Genomic DNA, 18,636 nt, shown 5'->3' on the forward strand with positions numbered 1-18,636 from the left:
ACGGGCGGACGCCGGTTCAGCGCGTCCACGCGACGCACGCCGCGTAGCCGGGCGCGGCGTCGAGCCAGCCCGCGTCGAACGCGGCCACGCCGGCGGCCGGCGCAGCCGGCTCGACGATCGTCGTCGCCGGTGTCGCCGCATCGCGCGGCGGCACCACCGCGAACGCACGCAGCCCGCCGCCGATGCCGGTGCCGAGCGCCTTCAGCAGCGCCTCCTTCGCGGACCACACGCGCATGAACGCGTCCGCGCGGGCGGCGGGCGGCAGGCTGTCGAGATACGCGGCCTCGGCGGGGGCGCACACTTCGCTCGTCAGCGCACGCCAGTCGGTCGGCCGGTCGCAACATTCGATGTCGACGCCGACGCGCGCGGCAGCCGCCCACGCGATCAGCGCGTAATCGCCCGCGTGCGAGACGTTGAAATCGAGCGACGTGCGATGCGCCGGGTCCAGCGACGGACGTCCCGATGCGTCGACGACGATCGCGATGCGGTTCGGCACAACGCCGAGCGCGGCGCCCAGCACGTCGCGCAGCGCGGCACGCGTGCCGGCGCTGCGTACCGCGTCCTCGTGCCTGAAGTACCGTCCGGCGCGCGCGCGCTCGGCATCGCTCAGCGCCGCATACGCGGGTGACGCGAGCGGCACGTGCCAATCGAAATCGATGCGCGCGACCTGCACGCCGGCACGTGACGCGGCCGGCGGCACGTCGAGCATGTGCAAGCGCCACGCGCGGGGCGTGTCGGCAGGGAAACCGGAATCGGGTGGAATGGACATCGGCACGCAGCAGCCAGTGGCAGTGGAATGAAACGTCCGATGTTAATCGATTGCGTCGATCAGGAGCCGGTGCGGTGCGGTGCGGTGCGGTGCGATGCGATGCGATGCGATGCGGTGCGATTTGCATCATGCGCGGCGGCACCGTGCATGTGTTCGTCATCGTCTTCATCGCCGCGCCGCGCACGGCTGCACGCCGCGCACGCTCACCCGTTCGCGGCGACGCCCGGCACGCCGCTTGCCGCCCGTCGCGCACGTTGGGCCGGATGACGCGCGTGAACGCTGCCCGGCGCGTCGGCCGGCAGCGCGCCGTGCTGCAGCCAGTACAGCGCAACTGGCCACAGCGTGTCGGTGAAGCGGCTGTGGAAGAACGCGAAGTGGCCGATCGCGTCGACGCCGATATCGCGCGGCGCGATCCGCAGGTGCGTGACGTCGCTGTCCGTGTAGTAGCCGACCAGCCGTTCGATCGCGTCGACCGTGCCGAACCCGTCGTCGTCGAGACCGATCGCGAGCATCGGTGCGGCCAGCCGCGCGAAACGGCCCGGCAACGCCGCGCGGCTCGCGGCGCTCTCGGCGAGCAGGCCGTGCGTGTAGGTGTCCTCGAAGCGCGGCTGCGATCGCACCCACGACAGCGCGACGCCGCGCGGCGTATCTTCCATCCAGCCGAGCCGTTTCGCGGGCACGTAGCCGAACACGGCCGCGAGCGCCGGCATCGCGACGTGCCACTTCCACCACATGCGCCGCCGCTCTTCCGGGCGATAGTCGCGCCAGTACGCATACTGCGCGCCGACGGTCACGACGTGACGCACGTGCGCGTTCGACGCCGCGAGCCCGAGCACACACCCGCCGATGCTGTGCGCGACGACGTCGAGCGGCTGGCCGGGAAACGCATCGAGCGCGTAGCGCAGCGCGGCCTCGCAATCGAGCCGCCCCCAGTCGAGCCAGTTCGCGCGCAGCTTCGCGAGCTGCGCGGGGCGCGATCCGCCGATCCCGCGATAGTCGTACACGAGCACGTCGCGCCCCTGCGCGAACAGCCACGCCGCGAAGCGGAAGTAATAGTCGCAACGCACCGAGGTCGCGCAATTGACGACCGTCACGGGCCGCGCGGCCCCGCCGCCCCCGCGATGGCGCCACACGTAGCCGCGCAGCGTGTAGCCGTCGGCCGCGCTCAGCGTCACGGGCTCGGGCGGCAACGCACCGGCCGCGCGCTCCGTCGGGCCCGCGGCCTGCACGGCACCGCCTGCTTCGTTCGAAATCGTCATCCTGTCTCCTGTGCCGCCCCGCATGACCCCGCGCCCGCGATCGTCGGCCAGCCTCCATTGAACTTGACGCGCCCCGCGTTCTCAACCAATCTTGCTGCTCCGTTCGCATGAGCCAAACGCATGTCAACGCCGCTCGTCCGTCTCCCGTCGCTGGACCTCGTGCGCGGCTTCGTCGCCGTCGGCCGCCGCATGAGCATCACGCTCGCCGCGCAGGATCTGTGCGTCACGCAATCGGCGGTCAGCCGCCAGGTGCATGCGCTCGAAGCGCATCTCGGCGTCGCGCTGCTGCAGCGCGGCTATCGCAAGATCGCGTTCACGCCGGAAGGCGAACGGCTGTTCCGCGCCGCGGATGCGGCATTGCTCAGCCTGCAGGACACCGTCGCATCGCTCGCCGCCGTGCGCGAGCGTCAGCCCGTCACGATCACCGCGAGCATCGGCGTCACCGCGCTGTGGCTGCTGCCGCGACTCGGGCGCCTGCAGGCGCGCCTGCCCGACATCGACTTGCGCGTCGCCGCGAACGACAAGGTACTCGATTTGCGCGCGGAAGGCATCGACCTGGGGATCCGCTACTGCCCGCGCGAGCGCGCGCCGGCCGGCGCACTGCGGCTGTTCGACGAGATCGTGGTGCCGGTCGCGCACCCGGCGCTCGCCGCGCGGCCCGTCACCGACGCGGCCGCGATCGCCGATCACGTGCTGCTCGAATTCGACGGGCCGCCGCAACCGCAACTGCAGTGGCGCGCGCATCTGCACGCGGCCGGGCTCGGCGATGCGCGCCCGAAGGGCGTGCTGCGCTTCAACCAGTACGACCAGGTGATCCAGGCCGCGATCGCCGGCCAGGGCGTTGCGCTCGGACGGCTCGCGCTCGTCGCGCCGATGCTCGCGGACGGGCGGCTCGCGGTGCTCGGCCCGCACTCGCAGGCGCTGTCGGATGCGTACGGCTACTGGCTGTTCCGGCATGATCCGGCCCCGCGGCGCGAAGTCGCCGACGTGCGCGACTGGATCGTCGCGGAAGCGGTCGAGTGCGATGCGGCGATGCATGTGTACGACGTGACGCAGCCGTAAGCCGGGCGCGATTTTCCGATTTTCCGCATCGGGCCGGAAAGTGACGCCGGCGCGGCATGGCAGGCTGGATCGCGTCTCGGCAAGCGATCCGGACGTATGCCCGCTCCGCCGCCGCCATCGTCCCGATACGCGCCGCCTGTCCGCCCCGCTGCCGGCCCCGCTCCGTCCGGCATCGCCGCCAGTCCCGTCGCATTCCCGCCACGCATGCGAACCCGACCGAATGATTGCTTGAGCGGCATCGCGGCCGGATCGTCTAATCGGATCGAACGCGGCCGTCGCGCCGCATGCATTCATCCGGAGACACGCATGACCCCGATCGAACAAGACGTCCGGCGCCGCTGGCTGCCGGTGCTCGCCGGCGGCCTGATCATGGGCGCAGCGCTCGGCATCCGCCACGTGCAGGGACTGTTTCTCGCCCCCGTCACGCTCGACCACGGCTGGTCGCGCGAAGCGTTCGGCCTCGCGCTCGCGCTGCAGAACCTGATCTGGGGAATCGCGCAGCCGTTCACGGGAATGATCGCGGACCGCTTCGGGTCGCTGCGCGTGATCGTGGCCGGCATGCTGCTGTACGCGGCCGGGCTCGTCATGATGGCGCTGGCGGCATCGACCGGCGCGTTCACGGTCGGCGCGGGGCTCGTGATCGGCATCGCGCTGTCGGGTTCGGCCTTCGCGTCGATCTACGGCGCGCTGAGCCGCCTGTTTCCGCCCGACCGGCGCGGCTGGGCGCTCGGCGTCGCCGGTGCGATCGGCGGGCTCGGCCAGTTCTGCATGGTGCCGGTCGCGCAGGTGCTGATCGGCGGCATCGGCTGGCAGCATGCGTTCATCGCGCTGGCGCTCGTCGCGGCCTTGCTCGCGCCGCTCGCCATGTTCGTGCGCGACCGGCCCGCGCAGGCCGCCGGCCATGCGGACGGCCCCGACCAGTCGATCGGCGCGGCCGTGCGCGAAGCGTTCGCGCATCGCGGCTTCTGGCTGCTGAACGCCGGTTTCTTCGCATGCGGATTCCAGCTCGCGTTCATCGCGACCCACCTGCCCGCCTATCTGCTCGATCACGGCCTGCCGGCGCGCCATGCCAGCGTCGCGCTCGCGCTGATCGCGCTGACCAACGTGGCCGGCACCTATGCATGCGGCCATCTCGGCGGCCTGCTGCGGCGCAAGTACGTGCTGTCGGTGCTGTATCTCGTGCGCGCGCTGACGATGGCCGCGTTCGTCGCGGCGCCGCTGTCGCCCGCGAGCGTCTACGTGTTCGCGGCCGTGATGGGCTTCACGTGGCTCGGCACGGTGCCGCTGACCAACGGCGTGATCTCGCAGGTGTTCGGCGTGCGCTACATCGCGACGCTGTTCGGCTTCGTGTTCTTCGGCCACCAGCTCGGCAGCTTCTTCGGCGTGTGGCTCGGCGCGCTCGTGTACGACGCGACGCATTCGTACCTGCCGCTGTGGATCGGCTCGATCGCGCTCGGCGTGCTGGCGGCGCTGCTGCACCTGCCGATCGACGACGCACGCGTCGCACGCCCGGCACCGGGCAAGGCCGCATGGGCCTGATCCGCACGGCGCTCGCCGCCGGCGCGCTCGCGTTCGTCGCGTGGTGCGGCGCCGCCTACTTCGATTCGGGCGTCGCGCTCGCGCTGCTCGAGCACGCGGCGTTCTGCGAGTGACGCGGCGCGCCATGCCGCCCGCCAGGGACGATCGGCGGCGCAACGCGCCGCTAGCGACGCTTCGGCAACGTGGCCAGCGCATCGAGCGCGCGTCAGCGCGGGCTGATCGGTCACGCGCAGATCGTCACGGAACCACACGATCGCCGGAGCAACGGACGACTTGGCTGGCACTGGCACCTCGCGGCAGGAAACTGAAAAGTGACCCGTATTGTCGCGGCAGGGTCGGGCGATGTCGATATCCGGGATGCATGCTCCGCACGCCCAGGCGCCGCTGACCGGCGATGCCACATCGCCGAATCGCCGGCCCGGTGAAACGCCTTAGTCCATTCCGACGATTCTTCCCCGCGTGCACCGGCCTACGCTCGACGTCGGGTTCGCCGCGATGCGCGGCGCATCCGCCATGCCCGCATACGCCGGCGACTCAGGCGCGCACTCGCGGTCCCGCCCTCCTCTCAATTTCACCCGATACCTGCCATGACCAAACCAGCCAACCTCGTCACCTCGATCACCGTCGACATCGACGCGCCCGCTTCCGTCGTCTGGGAAGTGCTGACCGATTTCCCGCGCTACGGCGAATGGAACACGTTCTGCATCAGCCTCGAAACGACCGGCCGGATCGGCGACTTCGTGTACATGCAGGTGCGCATTCCGGGCACGGACACCGTGATTCCGGTCAACGAGATCCTCGTCGCGTGCGAGTCCGGACGCCTGCTGTCATGGGAACAGCGCCCGACCGACGACAACAAGGACGCCGCGCGCCGCGATCAATACGTCGAAGCCGACGGCGCCGAACGCTGCCGCTACTTCACGACCGACCAGTTCCTCGGCGTCAACGCGGAAACGATCATGCGCGAGCACGGCGGCTGGGTGAAACAGGGGTTCGACCAGTGCGCACGCGACGTGAAGCAGCGTGCGGAAGCCCTGCATGCGGCGCGCCGGCGCAAGCGTGCGTGACGGAGCACAATCGATGCCCGATTTGCAGACGCTCTCCGATCATCACGACATCCGCGAGCTGATCGTCGCGTATTCGAGCGCGATCGACGCGCGCGACTTCGACGCGCTCGATGCCGTGTTCACGCGCGACGCCGCGATCGACTATCGCGCGATGGGCGGCATCGCCGGCGCGTATCCGGACGTGAAGGCATGGCTGCGCACCGTGCTGCCGCAGTTTCCGCGGTACCAGCACATGGTGGGTAACGTATCGATCACGCTCGACGGCGACACCGCGCGCGGCCGCACGATCTGCTTCAATCCGATGGAAGTCGTGCTGCCGGACGGCGGCACGCAGGTGATGTTTCTCGGGCTCTGGTACGTCGACCGGTTCGTGCGTACGGCCCGGGGCTGGCGCATCGCCGAGCGTGTCGAGGAACGTTGCTACGGCCACAACGTGCCGCCCGTACTGGCGGGCGCGACCGGTTGAACCCGCACGCCGCATGACGCGCGCGCCGTGGCCTCGCGGCACGGCGCGCGTCCCGGCCCCTCGGGTCAGTCGAGACGGAATGCCGCTTCGAAACGCGCGGCGAACGCGTCGAACTCGGTTTCCGGCAAATGGTTGATGCCGCCCGCGCGCTTGCGTCCGCCGCCGGTCGGGAACCCGCGACAGAACTCGTCGGCGCCGAGCGGCCGGCCGTCGGGCACGCGCACGCTGACGACCAGCCCGCCCTGCGCACGCGGCGACAGCACCGCGAGCGCCGCATGCGGCGCGTTGCGCATCCGCTCGTTCGCGAGCATGCCGGTCGCGCGCCGCGCCCATGGATGATCCGGCATCCTGATCAGCGTCGCGCCCGGCACGTCGCGCAGCGGTGCGAGCGCGCACGCCAGCGCCATGTCGTCGCGGTAGCCGTCGCGCAGCGCGGCGAACACCGGCGTGCCGCGCACGAAGTCGAGCGGATCGACGCACGGCAGCATCGCGTCGGCCAGCACGGCAGGATCGAAATGCAGATCGCCGACGCACTCGCCATATGCGTTGTAGTTCAGATAGAGCCCGAGTTCGGCAAGCGTGCACCGCTCGGCTTCGTCGATCCCGTGCTCGCGCGCCAGCGCGTCGCCGAGCGCCGGCAATTCGTCGCCGAACGCCGCGACGATCGCCCAGCGCACGTGCCGGCCGTCGAGATAGCGATTCACGAGCGCGCTCGTGCAGACGTCGGCCGCCGTGTCGATATACGCGTCGAAACGCGCATCGCCCGGCAGATCGCCCGCGAAGTGATGATCGAAATAGCGGACCGCCGCGCCGTCGCGCAGCAGCCGTGCGCACGCGTCGCGATTCTGGTCGTGCGACACGTCGAGCACGGTCACGCGATCGCCCTCGCGCGCATCGATCCGCTCGAGCAGCTTGATGTCGCGCTTCACGCCCGTCACGAGCGTGCCCGGCCCCCCTTCCGCGAGCCGCAGCTGCTGCAGCGCGCACAGGCCGTCCGCATCGCCGTTGAACGCGAAGAAATGCCGTCCCTGATGGTTTTCCCGCATGATCCGTTACTCCCTCCTCAGGGCATGAAATCGCCGCCGTTCGCATCGAGCGTCGCGCCGGTCACCGCGTTCGCGTAATCCGACGCCAGGAACAGCGCCGCGCGCGCGCAATCGTCGTCGGTCGGCAGCTTCGCGAGCGCGATGTTCGACGCGATCGGCGCGATGATCTCGTCTTCCGTCATCCCGTATTCGGCCGCGGCCTGCCGGAAATACGCCTGCGTCGGCACGCCCCACATCCAGCCCATGTGGATGCTGTTCGCGCGGATGCCGTGCACGCCGAGTTCGCGGGCCAGGTATTTTGCCGCAACCGCGAGCGCGCCCTTCGATACAGCGTAGCCCGATTCCCCTGCAAATGGCTTGCGGGTCGCCTGCGTGTTGATCATCACGATCGCGCCGCGCTTCTGCCGCTTCATGTGCGGCACGACTTCCTGCGTGAGCGTCATCGTCCCGAACACGTTGGTGTCGAACACCGCGCGCCAGCCGTCCAGATCGGCCTCCTCGACCGGCTCCGGAAACGTGCCGTGCACGAACGCGCTGTTCACGAGCGCGTCGATCCGGCCGAAGCGCTCGATCGTCTGTGTCGCGAGCCGCCGGCATTGCGCACGCTCGGCGATGTCGGTTCGCACCTTCAGCACGTCGCACGCGACGCCCAGCTCGCGGATCCGGGCTTCCGCGTCGTCGAGCCTTTCCATCGTGCGCGCCGCGACCACCACGCCTCGCGCGCCCTCGCGCGCCGCCTCGACCGCAAGCTTCACGCCGAGCCCGGGCCCGATCCCGGAAATCACGACGATCTTGTCCTTCAGCAACATGGGTTGTCTCCTGGTTGTCGTTCGTCTTGCGGCGTGCCGTCAGCCGGCCGCCTGCAGGTGCCGCGCGCGATACGCGGCGAAGTCGTGCGCGAGCTGCGCATCGGTGAAGCCGAAGCGCGCGATCGAATAGTCGTGCGCCGCGCGCTTGTCGCGGCCGTTGCGCGCCATCCAGTCCGTCATCGCCGCGCGCTGCGCCGCATCGAGCGGCATCCCCGCGAAGCGGTACACGGCTTCGACGACGCCGAGCGGATTCGATACGGTGTCCTCGAAACGCACGTCGAGAAACCGGTCGGCGGGCAGCGCGTCGCGCGCGCTCATCGCGGCGCCTATCGCGCGCGCCATCCCCGCGTTCCACTGCGCGCCGACCGCGAGCGGGTCCGGGTCGTCCGCATACATCTGCCACAGCGTGTGCGCCATGCTCGCCATCGACGGAATCGTCTGCGCCGGATCGCGGTGCGTGAGCACGACCTGCGCACGCGGAAACACGCGGCACAGCACGTCGAGCGCGTGCAGGTGCTGCGGCGTCTTCAAGAGCCAGCGCCCGGCCGGCGCGACGCCGCGTCGCGCCTTCTGCCACTGCAGGAACTGCAGCATCCGCTTCAGGTACGTATAGACCGGCGTCAGGTCCTGCTGCGCGAGCCACGCCGTGTAGCGCGGCACGTTCGCGTACGAATCCATCGCGCACACGAACGAATGCTCCATCAGCATGAATTCTTCGTCGGCGAGCATCGCGTCGAGCGGATGGATCGTCAGGATCTGCGGAATGCAGTCGATCATCGTCGCGACTTCGGCCTGCGCGCGCGCAATGCGCACGGTCGGCGCGGCGAGCGTCTCGCCGGCGAGCGGCGCCGGATAGCGCGTTTCCCACCATGCGGCCGAATGAAACCGTGCGTCGACGGCAAGCAGCCGCTGCAACAGCGTCGTACCGGTGCGCGGCAGGCCGACGATCACGAGCGGATCGTCGATCGCGATGTCGGCGATCTCCGGATGACGGTGGAAGTAATCCTCGACGACGAGCCGGTTCACGAGCTGGCCGACGAGCTTCTCGCGCATCATCTGCGCGCCGCGCCCTGACAGCTTCGCTTCGTCGATCAGCGATGCGCACATCACGTCGAGCGCCTCGCGATACGGGCCGTCGCCGAACGCGGTGAGTCCGCCGGTGCGCGACACGGCCTCGGCAATCAGTCCGTCGGCGTCGAGCTGCGCGCGGATCGGGTCGAGCAGCGCGTTCATGCGGCCTCCTTCAGCGCGGCGAGCTTCACGACGCGCGTGCGCGGATGCACCGGCTGCGCGGCGCCGACCCAGCGCCAGCAGATCGTGCCCGTGCGATGCCCGGCCGTATCGAGCCAGTTCGCGCCGCCCGGCCGCGACGCGGCGACCACCACCGTCACGCCGCCGTCGGCATTCAGCCGTGCGCTGTGCTTGTTCACGCAGATGTCGAAGTGCCGGTAGTCCAGCGACTCCATCCAGTAGTTGTTGAGCTGCACGTTCCAGAAATCACAGGCCGGCACCGTATCGACGTCGATCACGAGCGCTTCGTCCTCGGCCAGCGACCAGCACGAGTGGTAGTAGTAGATGTTCGGGTCGCCGCCGACCGACTGGCACAGCGCCTGGTCGGCAGGCGGCAGCGCGTTCACGTGCGGCCCGTAGCTCGCGGCCCAGTCCGCGAACAGCTTCGACGTCTGCTCGACGAACTGCGCGGCGCGCGTGAGGCCGCCTTGCAGCGCGAGCGGATCGAGCGGCGCCGGCCGCTCGTGCGCGCCGATGCGCTCGATCTTCAGTTGCGCGGGCGTCTCCGCGCGCCTGTCGAGGAAGGTCTGGCGCACCAGCAGCGCGTTCGTGCCGGGCTCCATGCGCACCCAGTTGCCCGCGCGCGACGTCTCGCTCAGCACGATCTCGAAGCTGCCGTCCGGCGCGACCTCGAGTTGCTTCGCATCGAGAAAGCCCGTCTGCAGCATCTTGCCGTCGGTCTCGTACCCGCCCTTCTGCGTGCCGAAGCTCAGGTACGCGACCGTGCCGCGCCGCCCCGTCACGCGATATGCGCAGCGGCCGTCGATGCGTGCGTACTGGTAGAGGTTGTCGGGATTGTCGGCGCCGATCTTCGCGGTCTCGTGCGACGGCGAGAAGAAACCGGGCCACGCACCGTCCGCGAACTCGACGTGCATTTCGAGCGCGATGCGCATCAGCCGGCTCAGGTAGCGGAAACCTTCCGCCCGCGTAAGCGGATCGTCCGGCGCCTCGGTGCGCAGGATCTGCTGTCCGCTGCGCTTCAGGGTGTCGCAGAAATCGGCCCAGGTCTGGCCCGAAAGCAATTGCGTGGCACGTGTGTCGTCCGTCATGTGTCGTCTCCGCCGATGGTCGAGCGCTCACCTTAAGCGAGCGTCCGGCGCGCCACTTCGTCCGGGTGGACTAAGGAAAGATCCGCTGCCCGACGGCGCCCGGGGTTAGTCCACCCGGACGAAGAGCGGCACCGCCCGTGCTCGATACCTTGGTGCCATGCACGAAACGCCGCACATGTCGCGCGGCGCCGGCATGAAACAAGGAGACGAACGATGTTGACCCACTTGGAGCGGCTGGAGGCCGAGAGCATCCACATCATGCGCGAGGTGGTCGCCGAAAGCGAAAACCCGGTGATGCTCTACTCGATCGGCAAGGACAGCTCGGTGATGCTGCATCTCGCGATGAAGGCGTTCTACCCGGCGAAGCCGCCCTTTCCGCTGCTGCACGTCGATACGACGTGGAAGTTCCGCGAGATGATCGCGTTTCGCGACGAAACGGCCGAGCGCCTCGGCCTCGACCTGCGCGTGCACGTGAATCCCGACGGCCTGTCGAACGACATCAATCCGTTCGCGCACGGTTCGGCCGTGCACACCGATGTGTGGAAGACGCAGGGGCTCAAGCAGGCGCTCGACCACTACGGCTTCGACGCCGCGTTCGGCGGCGCGCGCCGCGACGAGGAGAAATCGCGCGCGAAGGAACGCATCGTGTCGCTGCGCTCGGAGCAGCACCGCTGGGATCCGAAGCGTCAGCGGCCCGAGCTCTGGTCGCTGTACAACGCACGCAAGCGCAAGGGGGAAAGCCTGCGCGTGTTCCCGATTTCCAACTGGACCGAGCTCGACATCTGGCAGTACATCCAGCTTCACGACATTCCGATCGTGCCGCTCTACTTCGCGAAGGAGCGCCCCGTCGTCGAACGCGACGGCGCACTGATCATGGTCGACGACAACCGCCTGCCGCTGCGTGACGGCGAAGTGCCGCAGATGCGCAAGGTGCGCTTTCGCACGCTCGGCTGCTATCCGCTGACCGGCGCGATCGACAGCGATGCGACATCGCTCGACGACATCCTGCAGGAGATGCGCGACACGCGCACGTCCGAGCGCCAGGGACGGCTGATCGACAGCGATTCGGCCGGTTCGATGGAAAAGAAGAAACAGGAGGGATATTTCTGATGGCACACGTTCTCGCTTCCCCCGACGCGCTCGCGCACGCGGCGTCCGATCTGCACGCCGACGATACGCAGACGAAGGACCTGCTGCGCTTCATCACCTGCGGCAGCGTCGACGACGGCAAGAGCACGCTGATCGGCCGCCTGCTCTACGAATCGAACATGCTGTTCGACGATCAGCTGACGCAGCTCGAAGCCGATTCGAAGAAAGTCGGCACGCAAGGCGGCGAACTCGATTTCGCGCTGCTCGTCGACGGCCTGTCGGCCGAGCGCGAGCAAGGGATCACGATCGACGTCGCGTACCGCTTCTTCGCGACCGCGCGGCGCAAGTTCATCGTCGCCGACACACCCGGCCACGAGCAGTACACGCGCAACATGATCACCGGCGCATCGACCGCCGATCTTGCCGTCATCCTGATCGACGCGCGCAAGGGCGTGCTCACGCAGACGCGCCGCCACAGCCATCTCGTCGCGCTGATCGGCATCAAGCGCATCGTGCTCGCGATCAACAAGATGGACCTGGTCGACTACGATCGCGCGATGTTCGAGCGCATCGACGCCGACTATCGCGCGTTCGCGGCCGAACTCGGTCTCGAGGAGATCGTCAGTATTCCCATGTCGGCACTACGCGGCGACAACGTGATCGCGCCGAGTTCTCGGATGCCGTGGTATGCGGGCCCGACGCTGATGCAGCATCTCGACACGCTGCCGCTCGTCGAGCGCGTGACGCGCGACGAACCGTTCCGGCTGCCCGTGCAATGGGTCAATCGCCCGCACCTGAACTTCCGCGGTTACGCCGGCAGCATCGCGTCCGGCGAAGTCCGCGTCGGCGAGCGCGTGCGCGTGCTGCCGTCCGGCAAGGAGAGCCGCGTCGTGTCGGTGATCACGCCGGCCGGCGAAGCCGACGTCGCGCGCGCCGGCGAAGCGGTGACGCTCACGCTCGCCGACGAAATCGACATCAGCCGCGGCGACATGATCGCGCGCGCCGACGCGCCGCCGGAAGTCGCCGACCAGTTCGAGGCGACGCTCGTGTGGATGCACGACGAACCGCTGCTGCCGGGCCGGCCTTATCTCGTGAAGCTCGGCACGCAGACCGTCAGCGCCACCTGCGCGACGCCGAAATACAAGATCGACGTGAACACGCGCGAGCATCTCGCCGCGCGTACGCTCGCGCTGAACGAGATCGGCGTGTGCAACCTGAGCTTCGACCGGCCCGTCGCCTTCGATCCGTACGACCGCAACCGCCACACCGGCGGCTTCATCGTGATCGATCGCTTCACCAACGACACGGTCGGGGCGGGGATGCTGCACTTCGCGCTGCGCCGCGCGCACAACGTGCACTGGCAGGCCGTCGACGTCGACCGCGACGCGCGTGCGCTGCAGAAGGCGCAGACGCCGCGCATCGTGTGGCTGACCGGCCTGTCGGGCGCCGGCAAGTCGACGATCGCGAATCTCGTCGAACGGCGGCTGCATGCGCTCGGCAAGCACACGTACCTGCTCGACGGCGACAACGTGCGGCACGGGCTCAATCGCGATCTCGGCTTCACCGAGGCCGATCGCGTCGAGAACATCCGGCGCGTGGCCGAAGTCGCGCGGCTGATGCTCGACGCGGGGCTCATCGCGCTCGTGTCGTTCATCTCGCCGTTCCGCGCGGAGCGCGACATGGCGCGCGCGATGGTCGGCCCGGACGAGTTCGTCGAAGTGTTCGTCGACACGCCGCTCGCGATTGCCGAGGAACGCGATCCGAAGGGGCTGTACAAGAAGGCGCGCAAGGGCGAGCTGAAGCACTTCACCGGCATCGACTCGCCATACGAGCCGCCCGCGCAGCCGGAATTGCGCATCGATACGGTGGCCGAATCGCCGGAAGCCGCGGCCGACCGGATCGTCGCGTACCTGCTGCGCGAACGCGCCGTATAAGCCGCTTCGGCGGCGTCGTACGGGCACGGCCCGCGTCGTCTACTCCGTTCGGATGACGCGGGCCGCTGGCCGGTCGGTATGCTGGGTCGGGAGCATTCACCCGATCGAGGAGAACACGAGCATGCTGATCGCGCTGGCGCCCGGCGATACGGCCGCGCACGACGGTTTCGACGACGCTGCCTGGAGCGCCCGCGAGCTGAGCGCGTGGCTTGGGCTCGTCTACCAGGGCCCGTCCGAAGCGACGCCGTGGGCGGGCTTTCTCGAAGCGATCCGCGTGCGGCTCGACGCGAGCTTCACGACGCTCGTGCTGCGCAATCCCGGCGGCACGCGGCGCGGGCTCATCATCAACGCATCGAGCCACGGCCCGCTGCTGCCCGGCGAGCCGTCGTACAGCGAACAGTTCTATGCGCTCTGCCCGTTTCTCGATCAGCCGGCCGGCCAGGTCTTCACGGCCGATGCGCTGTTCGGCGAAGCCCGCTGGCGCGCGCATGACTTCTATCGGCAATACCTGCAGCCGCTCGACCTGCGCTACATCCTCGGCGCGAACCTGCGCGGCGAGCGCGGCGTCGAATGCGCGTTCTTCGTGAGCCGCGCGCATGGCGGCCGCGAGTTCGACCCGGCCGAGCGCGCGCAAGTCGCGACGCTGCTGCCGCACCTGCAGCGCGCGGTCGAACTGCACGCGGCGCTCGACGTGCTCGATGCCGAACGCGCGCTGTACGCGGGCACCGTCGACCGGCTCGATGTCGGCACCGCGATCGTCGACGAGGACGGTCGCGTGATCAAGCGCAACCGCATCGCCGAGCGGCTGATCGAGCAGCAGGACGGCCTGTGCCTGCGCCAGGACCGGCTGCATGCGTCGTGCCCGCTCGACGAGCGCCGGCTGCAGAAGGCGCTGCAGGCCGCGCTCGAGCATTTCCGCACGGGTGCGCTCGCGCGCATCGAAGCCACCACGCTGTCGCGCCCCGGCGGCGCGATGCCGTTGAACGTACTGCTGCGCCCGCTCGCGCCCTATCGCGGCGCGCAGGACCGCCAGCACCGGCCGGCCGTGGCGGTCTTCATCCGCGATCCGGCGGCGTCGCCACAGACGTCGCGCGACATGCTGCATCGGCTGTTCCGGCTGACGCCGATGGAAACCGAGATCGCGCTGCTGCTCGTCGACGGCCTGACGCTCGACGAGGCGGCCGCCGCGACCGGCATCACGAAGAACACCGCCCGCGCACACCTGCGCGGGATCTTCGCGAAAACGGGCGCGACGCGACAGGCCGTGCTCGTGAAGACGCTGCTGAACAGCGTCGTGTCGATGGCATAACGGGCGACACACCGCCGGGCCGGCGTCGCCCGGCAGCAACCGGATACTCACACCCGATGTCATACGTCATCGGATGTGAGTATCCGCTGCACGGCTTCATGACATTCCCCAATATCTGAATAATTACCGGGTAAACCCGCAACCTCATGGATCGATCTCAGGCGTAGTATGTTGTACGACAACATACTACTTAACCCATCACCTCGACGCCAACGCGGGCCGCCGCCCCGTTCGCCGCCCGACCGGAGACTCCGTTGACCTCGCCTGCCCTGTCCGGCCGCGACCCGCTCGCGTCCGCCGTCTCGAAAGTGAAGTGGCACGTGCTGCCGCTCGTGCTGGTCATGTTCATCGCGAACTACATCGACCGCGTCAACGTCGGCTTCGTCGACCGCCACCTCGAGGCGTCGATCGGTATCGGCGCGGCCGCCTACGGGCTCGGCGCCGGCCTGTTCTTCGTCGGCTACGCACTGTTCGAAGTGCCGTCGAACCTGTTGATGCAACGCTACGGCGCGCGCCTCTGGCTCGCGCGGATCATGGCGACCTGGGGCATCGTCGCGGCCGCGATGGCGTTCGTATGGAACGACACGTCGTTCTACGTGCTGCGCTTCCTGCTCGGCGCGGCCGAGGCCGGCTTCTTCCCCGGCGTCGTGCTGTACCTGTCGCAATGGCTGCCGCCGCAGGAGCGCGGCAAGGCGATGGCGATCTTCCTCGGCGGCTCCGCGTTCGCGTCGGTGCTGTCCGGCCCCGTGACGGGCGCGCTGCTGTCGGTCCACGGCCTCGGCCTGCAGGGCTGGCAGTGGATGTTCCTGATCGAAGGGATGTTCTCGGTCGCGCTGTGCGGCGCGAGCTGGCTCCTGCTGAAATCGCACATCGGCGACGCGACGTGGCTCACCGCCGACGAACGCACGGCGCTGCAGAACGCGCTCGACGAAGAGCGTGCGATCCGCGACGGGCGCTCGACCGTGCGCGTATCGGCCGCCACGCTGCTGCGCGACCCGCAGATCGTGCTGTTCTGCTTCCTGTATTTCGCGATCCAGCTGACGATCTACGCAGCCACCTTCTGGCTGCCGACGATCATCCGCAAGATGGGCGGCCTCACCGATTTCCAGGTCGGCCTGTACAACACGATTCCGTGGATGATCGCGATCGGCGCGATGTACGGCTTCGCGGTGCTGTCCGCGAAATGGAAGCATCCGCAGCGCTGGCTGTCGTTCGCGCTCGTGCTCGCCGCGTGCGGGCTGTTCGCGTCGACGTCGCATGACCCGGTCTGGTCGTTCGCGTCGATCTGCTTCGCCGCGCTCGGCTTCAAGGCCGCGTCGTCGCTGTTCTGGCCGATTCCGCAGGGCTACCTCGACACCCGCGTGGCCGCGGCCGTGATCGCGCTGATCAACTCGATCGGCAACCTCGGCGGCTTCGTCGCGCCGACGGCCTTCGGCTATCTGAAGCAACATACGGGTTCGATCACGGGCGGCCTGTATGCGCTCGCGATCGCGTCCGTCGTCGCCGCGGTCGCCGCGCTGTTCGCGCGCACGCACCGGCGCGGCGATCCGCCGCGCGGCCTGCCGGCCGACGATTCCTTCACGAACACCGCAATGCTCCGCCATGCCGAACACTGACCGCCTGACCGTCGTCGTCTCGAATGCCGCCGACGGCGACCTCGCCACGTTCTCGCTCACGTCCGACGGCGCGCTCGCGCCGCTCGCCCGCTACCCGGCCGGCGACGTCGCGATGCCGATCGCCGTGCAGCCCGATCGCGCGCGGCTCTACGTCGCGACGCGCGGCGAGCAGCCGACGATCGTCGCGTTCCGCGTCGCGGCCGCGACCGGTGCGCTCGCGCGTATCGGCACGACCGCGATCGACGCGAGCCATGCGTACCTGTCGCTCGATCGCAGCGGCCGGTGGCTGCTCGGCGCGTCGTACGGCGGCAGTTCGCTGAGCCTCTACGACGCCGCGCGCATGCGCGACGGCGACGGCGCGCCGCTGCAGGTCGCGGACGGCATCGCGAACGCGCATGCGGTCGTCGTGTCGCCGGACAATCGGTTTGCCTACGTGAGCTCGCTCGGCTCGGACCGGATCTTCACGTTCGCGCTGGTCGAGGATGCCGGCGGCCTGCGCGCGCACGAACACGGCGAAACGCGCGTGCCGGGCGGCTTCGGCCCGCGTCACCTGCGCTTCGCGCACGACGGCCGTACGCTCGTCGTGGTCAGCGAATTCCTCGCGACGCTCGCCACGTTCCCGCGCGACGCCAACAGCGGCCGCCTCGGCGATGCACGCGTGAGCGTGCGTCACCCTGCCGTCGCCGGCCTCGCACAAGGCCATGCGCGCCCGCCCGCGCCGGTCGAGCCTTCCGTCTGGGCCGCCGACGTCCACCTGACGCCCAACGAACGCTTCGCGTACGTCAGCGAACGCACGTCGAGCCAGTTGCTCTGCTATCGCCGCAATGCGGACGGCACGTTCGAACCCGCGCACGCGACGACCACCGAAACGCAGCCGCGCGGCTTCGCGATCGATCCGTCGGGACGCTGGCTCGTCGCGTGCGGCGAGCAATCGGAATACGTGTCGGTGTACGCGATCGCGCCGGACGACGGCGTGCTGACGCCGCACGCGCGCGTGCCGGGCGGCCGCGGTGCGAACTGGGTGGCGATCGTCTGATCGATTGATCGGCGCCGGCCTCGCGAGCGATACCGGTCCGCGCCGCTCGCCGGCTCTTCGCCTTCAGCGCCTCTCGCTCGGCGCCACGCCGGTCCAGCGCTTGAACGCCCGCGTGAAATTCGCGCGGTCGGTATAGCCGACCCGCGCCGCGATCTCGTCGACCGGCAGCCGTGTGCCCTCGAGCAACCTGAGCGCGTCGCGCAACCGGATCTCGTCGAGCAGCGTCGAATAGGTCGCGCCGAATTCCGCGAGCTTGCGCTTCAACGTGCGCGCCGACACGTGCAGTTCGCGCGCGACGTCGTCGACCGACGGATAACCGGCCTCCCCGCAGATCAGCAGGTTGCGCACGCGCTCGACGATGCTTTCCGCATAGCCGAGCCGCGCGAGCTCGGCCTCGCACTGCTGGACGATCATCTGCGCGGTCTGCGCGTTCGCGGTGCCGATCGGCTCGTCGAGCAGCGCGGCGTCGCAGCGGATGCGGTTCGCGCTCGCGTCGAAATGACAGCGCGGCAACCGCGCGCGATAGCGCTCGAACCACGGCGGCTCCGGCCATTCGAAGTGCAGTTCGGCACGCGACTGCAGCGTGCGCCCGGGCGCCGGATCGAGCAGCGAATTGAACAGGATCGCCGTCTCGACCAGGAAGTTCTCCATCGCGAACTGCCGCAGCCGGCCAAGCGGAAACGCCTCCAGCACGTCGATATCGACGATTCCGTCGAGCTCCGCGAGCCGTACCGAAAAGAACGGCACGCGCGTCGGCAGGTAGCGGATGCCGAGCGCGACCGCCTCGCCGAGCGTGGCGCAACTCATCAGCCCGAAGCCGATCAACCCGGATTTCGTGAGGCTGCTGCGCAGGCCGATCTCGATCGCGATCGACGGATCGCCCGTCGCATCGAGCAGGTTGAATACGATCGCCGCCTGTTGCAGCGGCGTGATGCGCGCATCGGGCTGCGCGAGCCGCTCGCGCGCGACGCCCGAGCCGGCGAGAATGCGGCCCGCCTCGATGCCGCGCTCCTCGGCGAGCATCAGCATGAACAGCGCATACGCGGACGATACCGTCGCCTTGTTCAACTGGCGCGCGGCATCCGGGACGGACAGGGCCATGCGGCGGACTCCGGAGCGGTTTCGGCGGATTGTAGCGTCGCTGGCCCGCAATGACACCCCTGCGGCACTCTAGCCGCGCGGCGCGGGCCAGGGCGCCGGCGCATCGGCCAAGGTGGCCCGAAATGACACCATCATTGGCACCGGCGGCCCTCGCGTGCGCGCCGGTGCGCACCTATGCTTGTCACATCGGCATTG

At 69.2% G+C, this 18,636-nt stretch carries 17 protein-coding genes and 1 pseudogene; 10 read left to right on the forward strand and 8 right to left on the reverse strand.

The window, feature by feature from the left end:
- Positions 1-16: 16 nt before the first annotated feature.
- Both BME24068_RS31330 and BME24068_RS31335 read right to left on the reverse strand, forming a co-directional pair.
- Complete coding sequence (locus BME24068_RS31330; protein ID WP_174928383.1) at positions 17-769, reverse strand: 4'-phosphopantetheinyl transferase family protein; 753 nt, start codon at positions 767-769, stop codon at positions 17-19.
- A 203-nt stretch (positions 770-972) separates the two neighbouring features.
- A complete protein-coding gene (locus BME24068_RS31335) occupies positions 973-2,028 on the reverse strand; it encodes an alpha/beta hydrolase family protein (protein WP_174928384.1) in 1,056 nt (351 codons plus the stop codon).
- Positions 2,029-2,148: 120 nt separating this feature from the next.
- Here BME24068_RS31335 and BME24068_RS31340 point away from each other — a divergent pair, with 120 nt between their 5' ends.
- From BME24068_RS31340 to BME24068_RS35350, 3 genes are all read left to right on the forward strand, one after another.
- The gene (locus BME24068_RS31340) at positions 2,149-3,090 is read left to right on the forward strand and encodes a LysR substrate-binding domain-containing protein (protein ID WP_115531448.1); all 942 of its coding nucleotides are present in this window, start codon (positions 2,149-2,151) and stop codon (positions 3,088-3,090) included.
- Between the two features lie 306 nt (positions 3,091-3,396).
- The gene (locus BME24068_RS31345) at positions 3,397-4,629 is read left to right on the forward strand and encodes an MFS transporter (protein WP_239007600.1); all 1,233 of its coding nucleotides are present in this window, start codon (positions 3,397-3,399) and stop codon (positions 4,627-4,629) included.
- Positions 4,620-4,742 carry a hypothetical protein gene (locus BME24068_RS35350; RefSeq protein WP_275404940.1) on the forward strand — a complete coding sequence of 41 codons (123 nt, stop codon included), beginning with the start codon at positions 4,620-4,622 and terminating at the stop codon, positions 4,740-4,742. The genes BME24068_RS31345 and BME24068_RS35350 overlap by 10 nt, the downstream gene beginning before the upstream one ends.
- Before the next feature lie 72 nt (positions 4,743-4,814).
- On the opposite strand, the pseudogene BME24068_RS35595 reads toward BME24068_RS35350, so the two are convergent.
- A pseudogene (locus tag BME24068_RS35595) lies at positions 4,815-4,973 on the reverse strand (deoxyribodipyrimidine photo-lyase); the annotation flags it as partial.
- Between the two features lie 243 nt (positions 4,974-5,216).
- Between BME24068_RS35595 and BME24068_RS31350 the strand changes: the two are divergent.
- Together BME24068_RS31350 and BME24068_RS31355 are read left to right on the forward strand one after the other, a co-directional pair.
- Positions 5,217-5,696, forward strand: a complete 480-nt coding sequence (locus tag BME24068_RS31350) for an SRPBCC domain-containing protein (protein WP_174928385.1) — start codon at positions 5,217-5,219, stop codon at positions 5,694-5,696.
- A gap of 13 nt (positions 5,697-5,709) precedes the next feature.
- Positions 5,710-6,162, forward strand: coding sequence for a nuclear transport factor 2 family protein (locus tag BME24068_RS31355; RefSeq protein ID WP_174928386.1), 453 nt, complete (start codon positions 5,710-5,712; stop codon positions 6,160-6,162).
- A gap of 65 nt (positions 6,163-6,227) precedes the next feature.
- Here the strand turns inward: BME24068_RS31355 and BME24068_RS31360 are convergent, their stop codons facing one another.
- The 4 genes from BME24068_RS31360 to BME24068_RS31375 are packed head-to-tail and all read right to left on the reverse strand — an operon-like array spanning position 6,228 to position 10,356.
- Positions 6,228-7,208: an acetyltransferase gene (locus tag BME24068_RS31360; RefSeq protein WP_174928387.1), complete on the reverse strand. Its 981-nt coding sequence runs from the start codon at positions 7,206-7,208 to the stop codon at positions 6,228-6,230.
- A gap of 17 nt (positions 7,209-7,225) precedes the next feature.
- The gene (locus BME24068_RS31365) at positions 7,226-8,017 is read right to left on the reverse strand and encodes an SDR family oxidoreductase (protein ID WP_174928388.1); all 792 of its coding nucleotides are present in this window, start codon (positions 8,015-8,017) and stop codon (positions 7,226-7,228) included.
- 39 nt (positions 8,018-8,056) lie between these two features.
- Positions 8,057-9,250 carry a sulfotransferase family protein gene (locus BME24068_RS31370; protein WP_174928389.1) on the reverse strand — a complete coding sequence of 398 codons (1,194 nt, stop codon included), beginning with the start codon at positions 9,248-9,250 and terminating at the stop codon, positions 8,057-8,059.
- Positions 9,247-10,356, reverse strand: a complete 1,110-nt coding sequence (locus tag BME24068_RS31375) for a DUF1214 domain-containing protein (RefSeq protein ID WP_174928390.1) — start codon at positions 10,354-10,356, stop codon at positions 9,247-9,249. Before BME24068_RS31375 ends, BME24068_RS31370 begins: the two co-directional genes overlap by 4 nt.
- Positions 10,357-10,500: 144 nt before the next feature.
- Here BME24068_RS31375 and cysD point away from each other — a divergent pair, with 144 nt between their 5' ends.
- The 5 genes from cysD to BME24068_RS31400 all read left to right on the forward strand — a co-directional run bounded on the left by cysD (position 10,501) and on the right by BME24068_RS31400 (position 17,340).
- Complete coding sequence (gene cysD, locus BME24068_RS31380; RefSeq protein WP_279608815.1) at positions 10,501-11,466, forward strand: sulfate adenylyltransferase subunit CysD; 966 nt, start codon at positions 10,501-10,503, stop codon at positions 11,464-11,466.
- A complete protein-coding gene (gene cysN / locus BME24068_RS31385; protein WP_174928392.1) occupies positions 11,466-13,379 on the forward strand; it encodes a sulfate adenylyltransferase subunit CysN in 1,914 nt (637 codons plus the stop codon). The genes cysD and cysN overlap by 1 nt, the downstream gene beginning before the upstream one ends.
- 121 nt (positions 13,380-13,500) lie before the next feature.
- A complete protein-coding gene (locus BME24068_RS31390) occupies positions 13,501-14,688 on the forward strand; it encodes a helix-turn-helix transcriptional regulator (RefSeq protein ID WP_174928393.1) in 1,188 nt (395 codons plus the stop codon).
- A gap of 254 nt (positions 14,689-14,942) precedes the next feature.
- A complete protein-coding gene (locus BME24068_RS31395; RefSeq protein ID WP_174928394.1) occupies positions 14,943-16,304 on the forward strand; it encodes an MFS transporter in 1,362 nt (453 codons plus the stop codon).
- A complete protein-coding gene (locus BME24068_RS31400; protein WP_174928395.1) occupies positions 16,291-17,340 on the forward strand; it encodes a lactonase family protein in 1,050 nt (349 codons plus the stop codon). Before BME24068_RS31395 ends, BME24068_RS31400 begins: the two co-directional genes overlap by 14 nt.
- A gap of 63 nt (positions 17,341-17,403) precedes the next feature.
- Here BME24068_RS31400 and BME24068_RS31405 read toward each other — a convergent pair whose 3' ends face one another.
- Entirely contained in the window at positions 17,404-18,441 is a 1,038-nt protein-coding gene (locus BME24068_RS31405; protein ID WP_174928396.1) for an AraC family transcriptional regulator, read from the reverse strand.
- Between the last annotated feature and the right edge of the window lie 195 nt (positions 18,442-18,636).

This window comes from Burkholderia anthina (assembly GCF_902498995.1).
GTDB lineage: Bacteria > Pseudomonadota > Gammaproteobacteria > Burkholderiales > Burkholderiaceae > Burkholderia > Burkholderia anthina.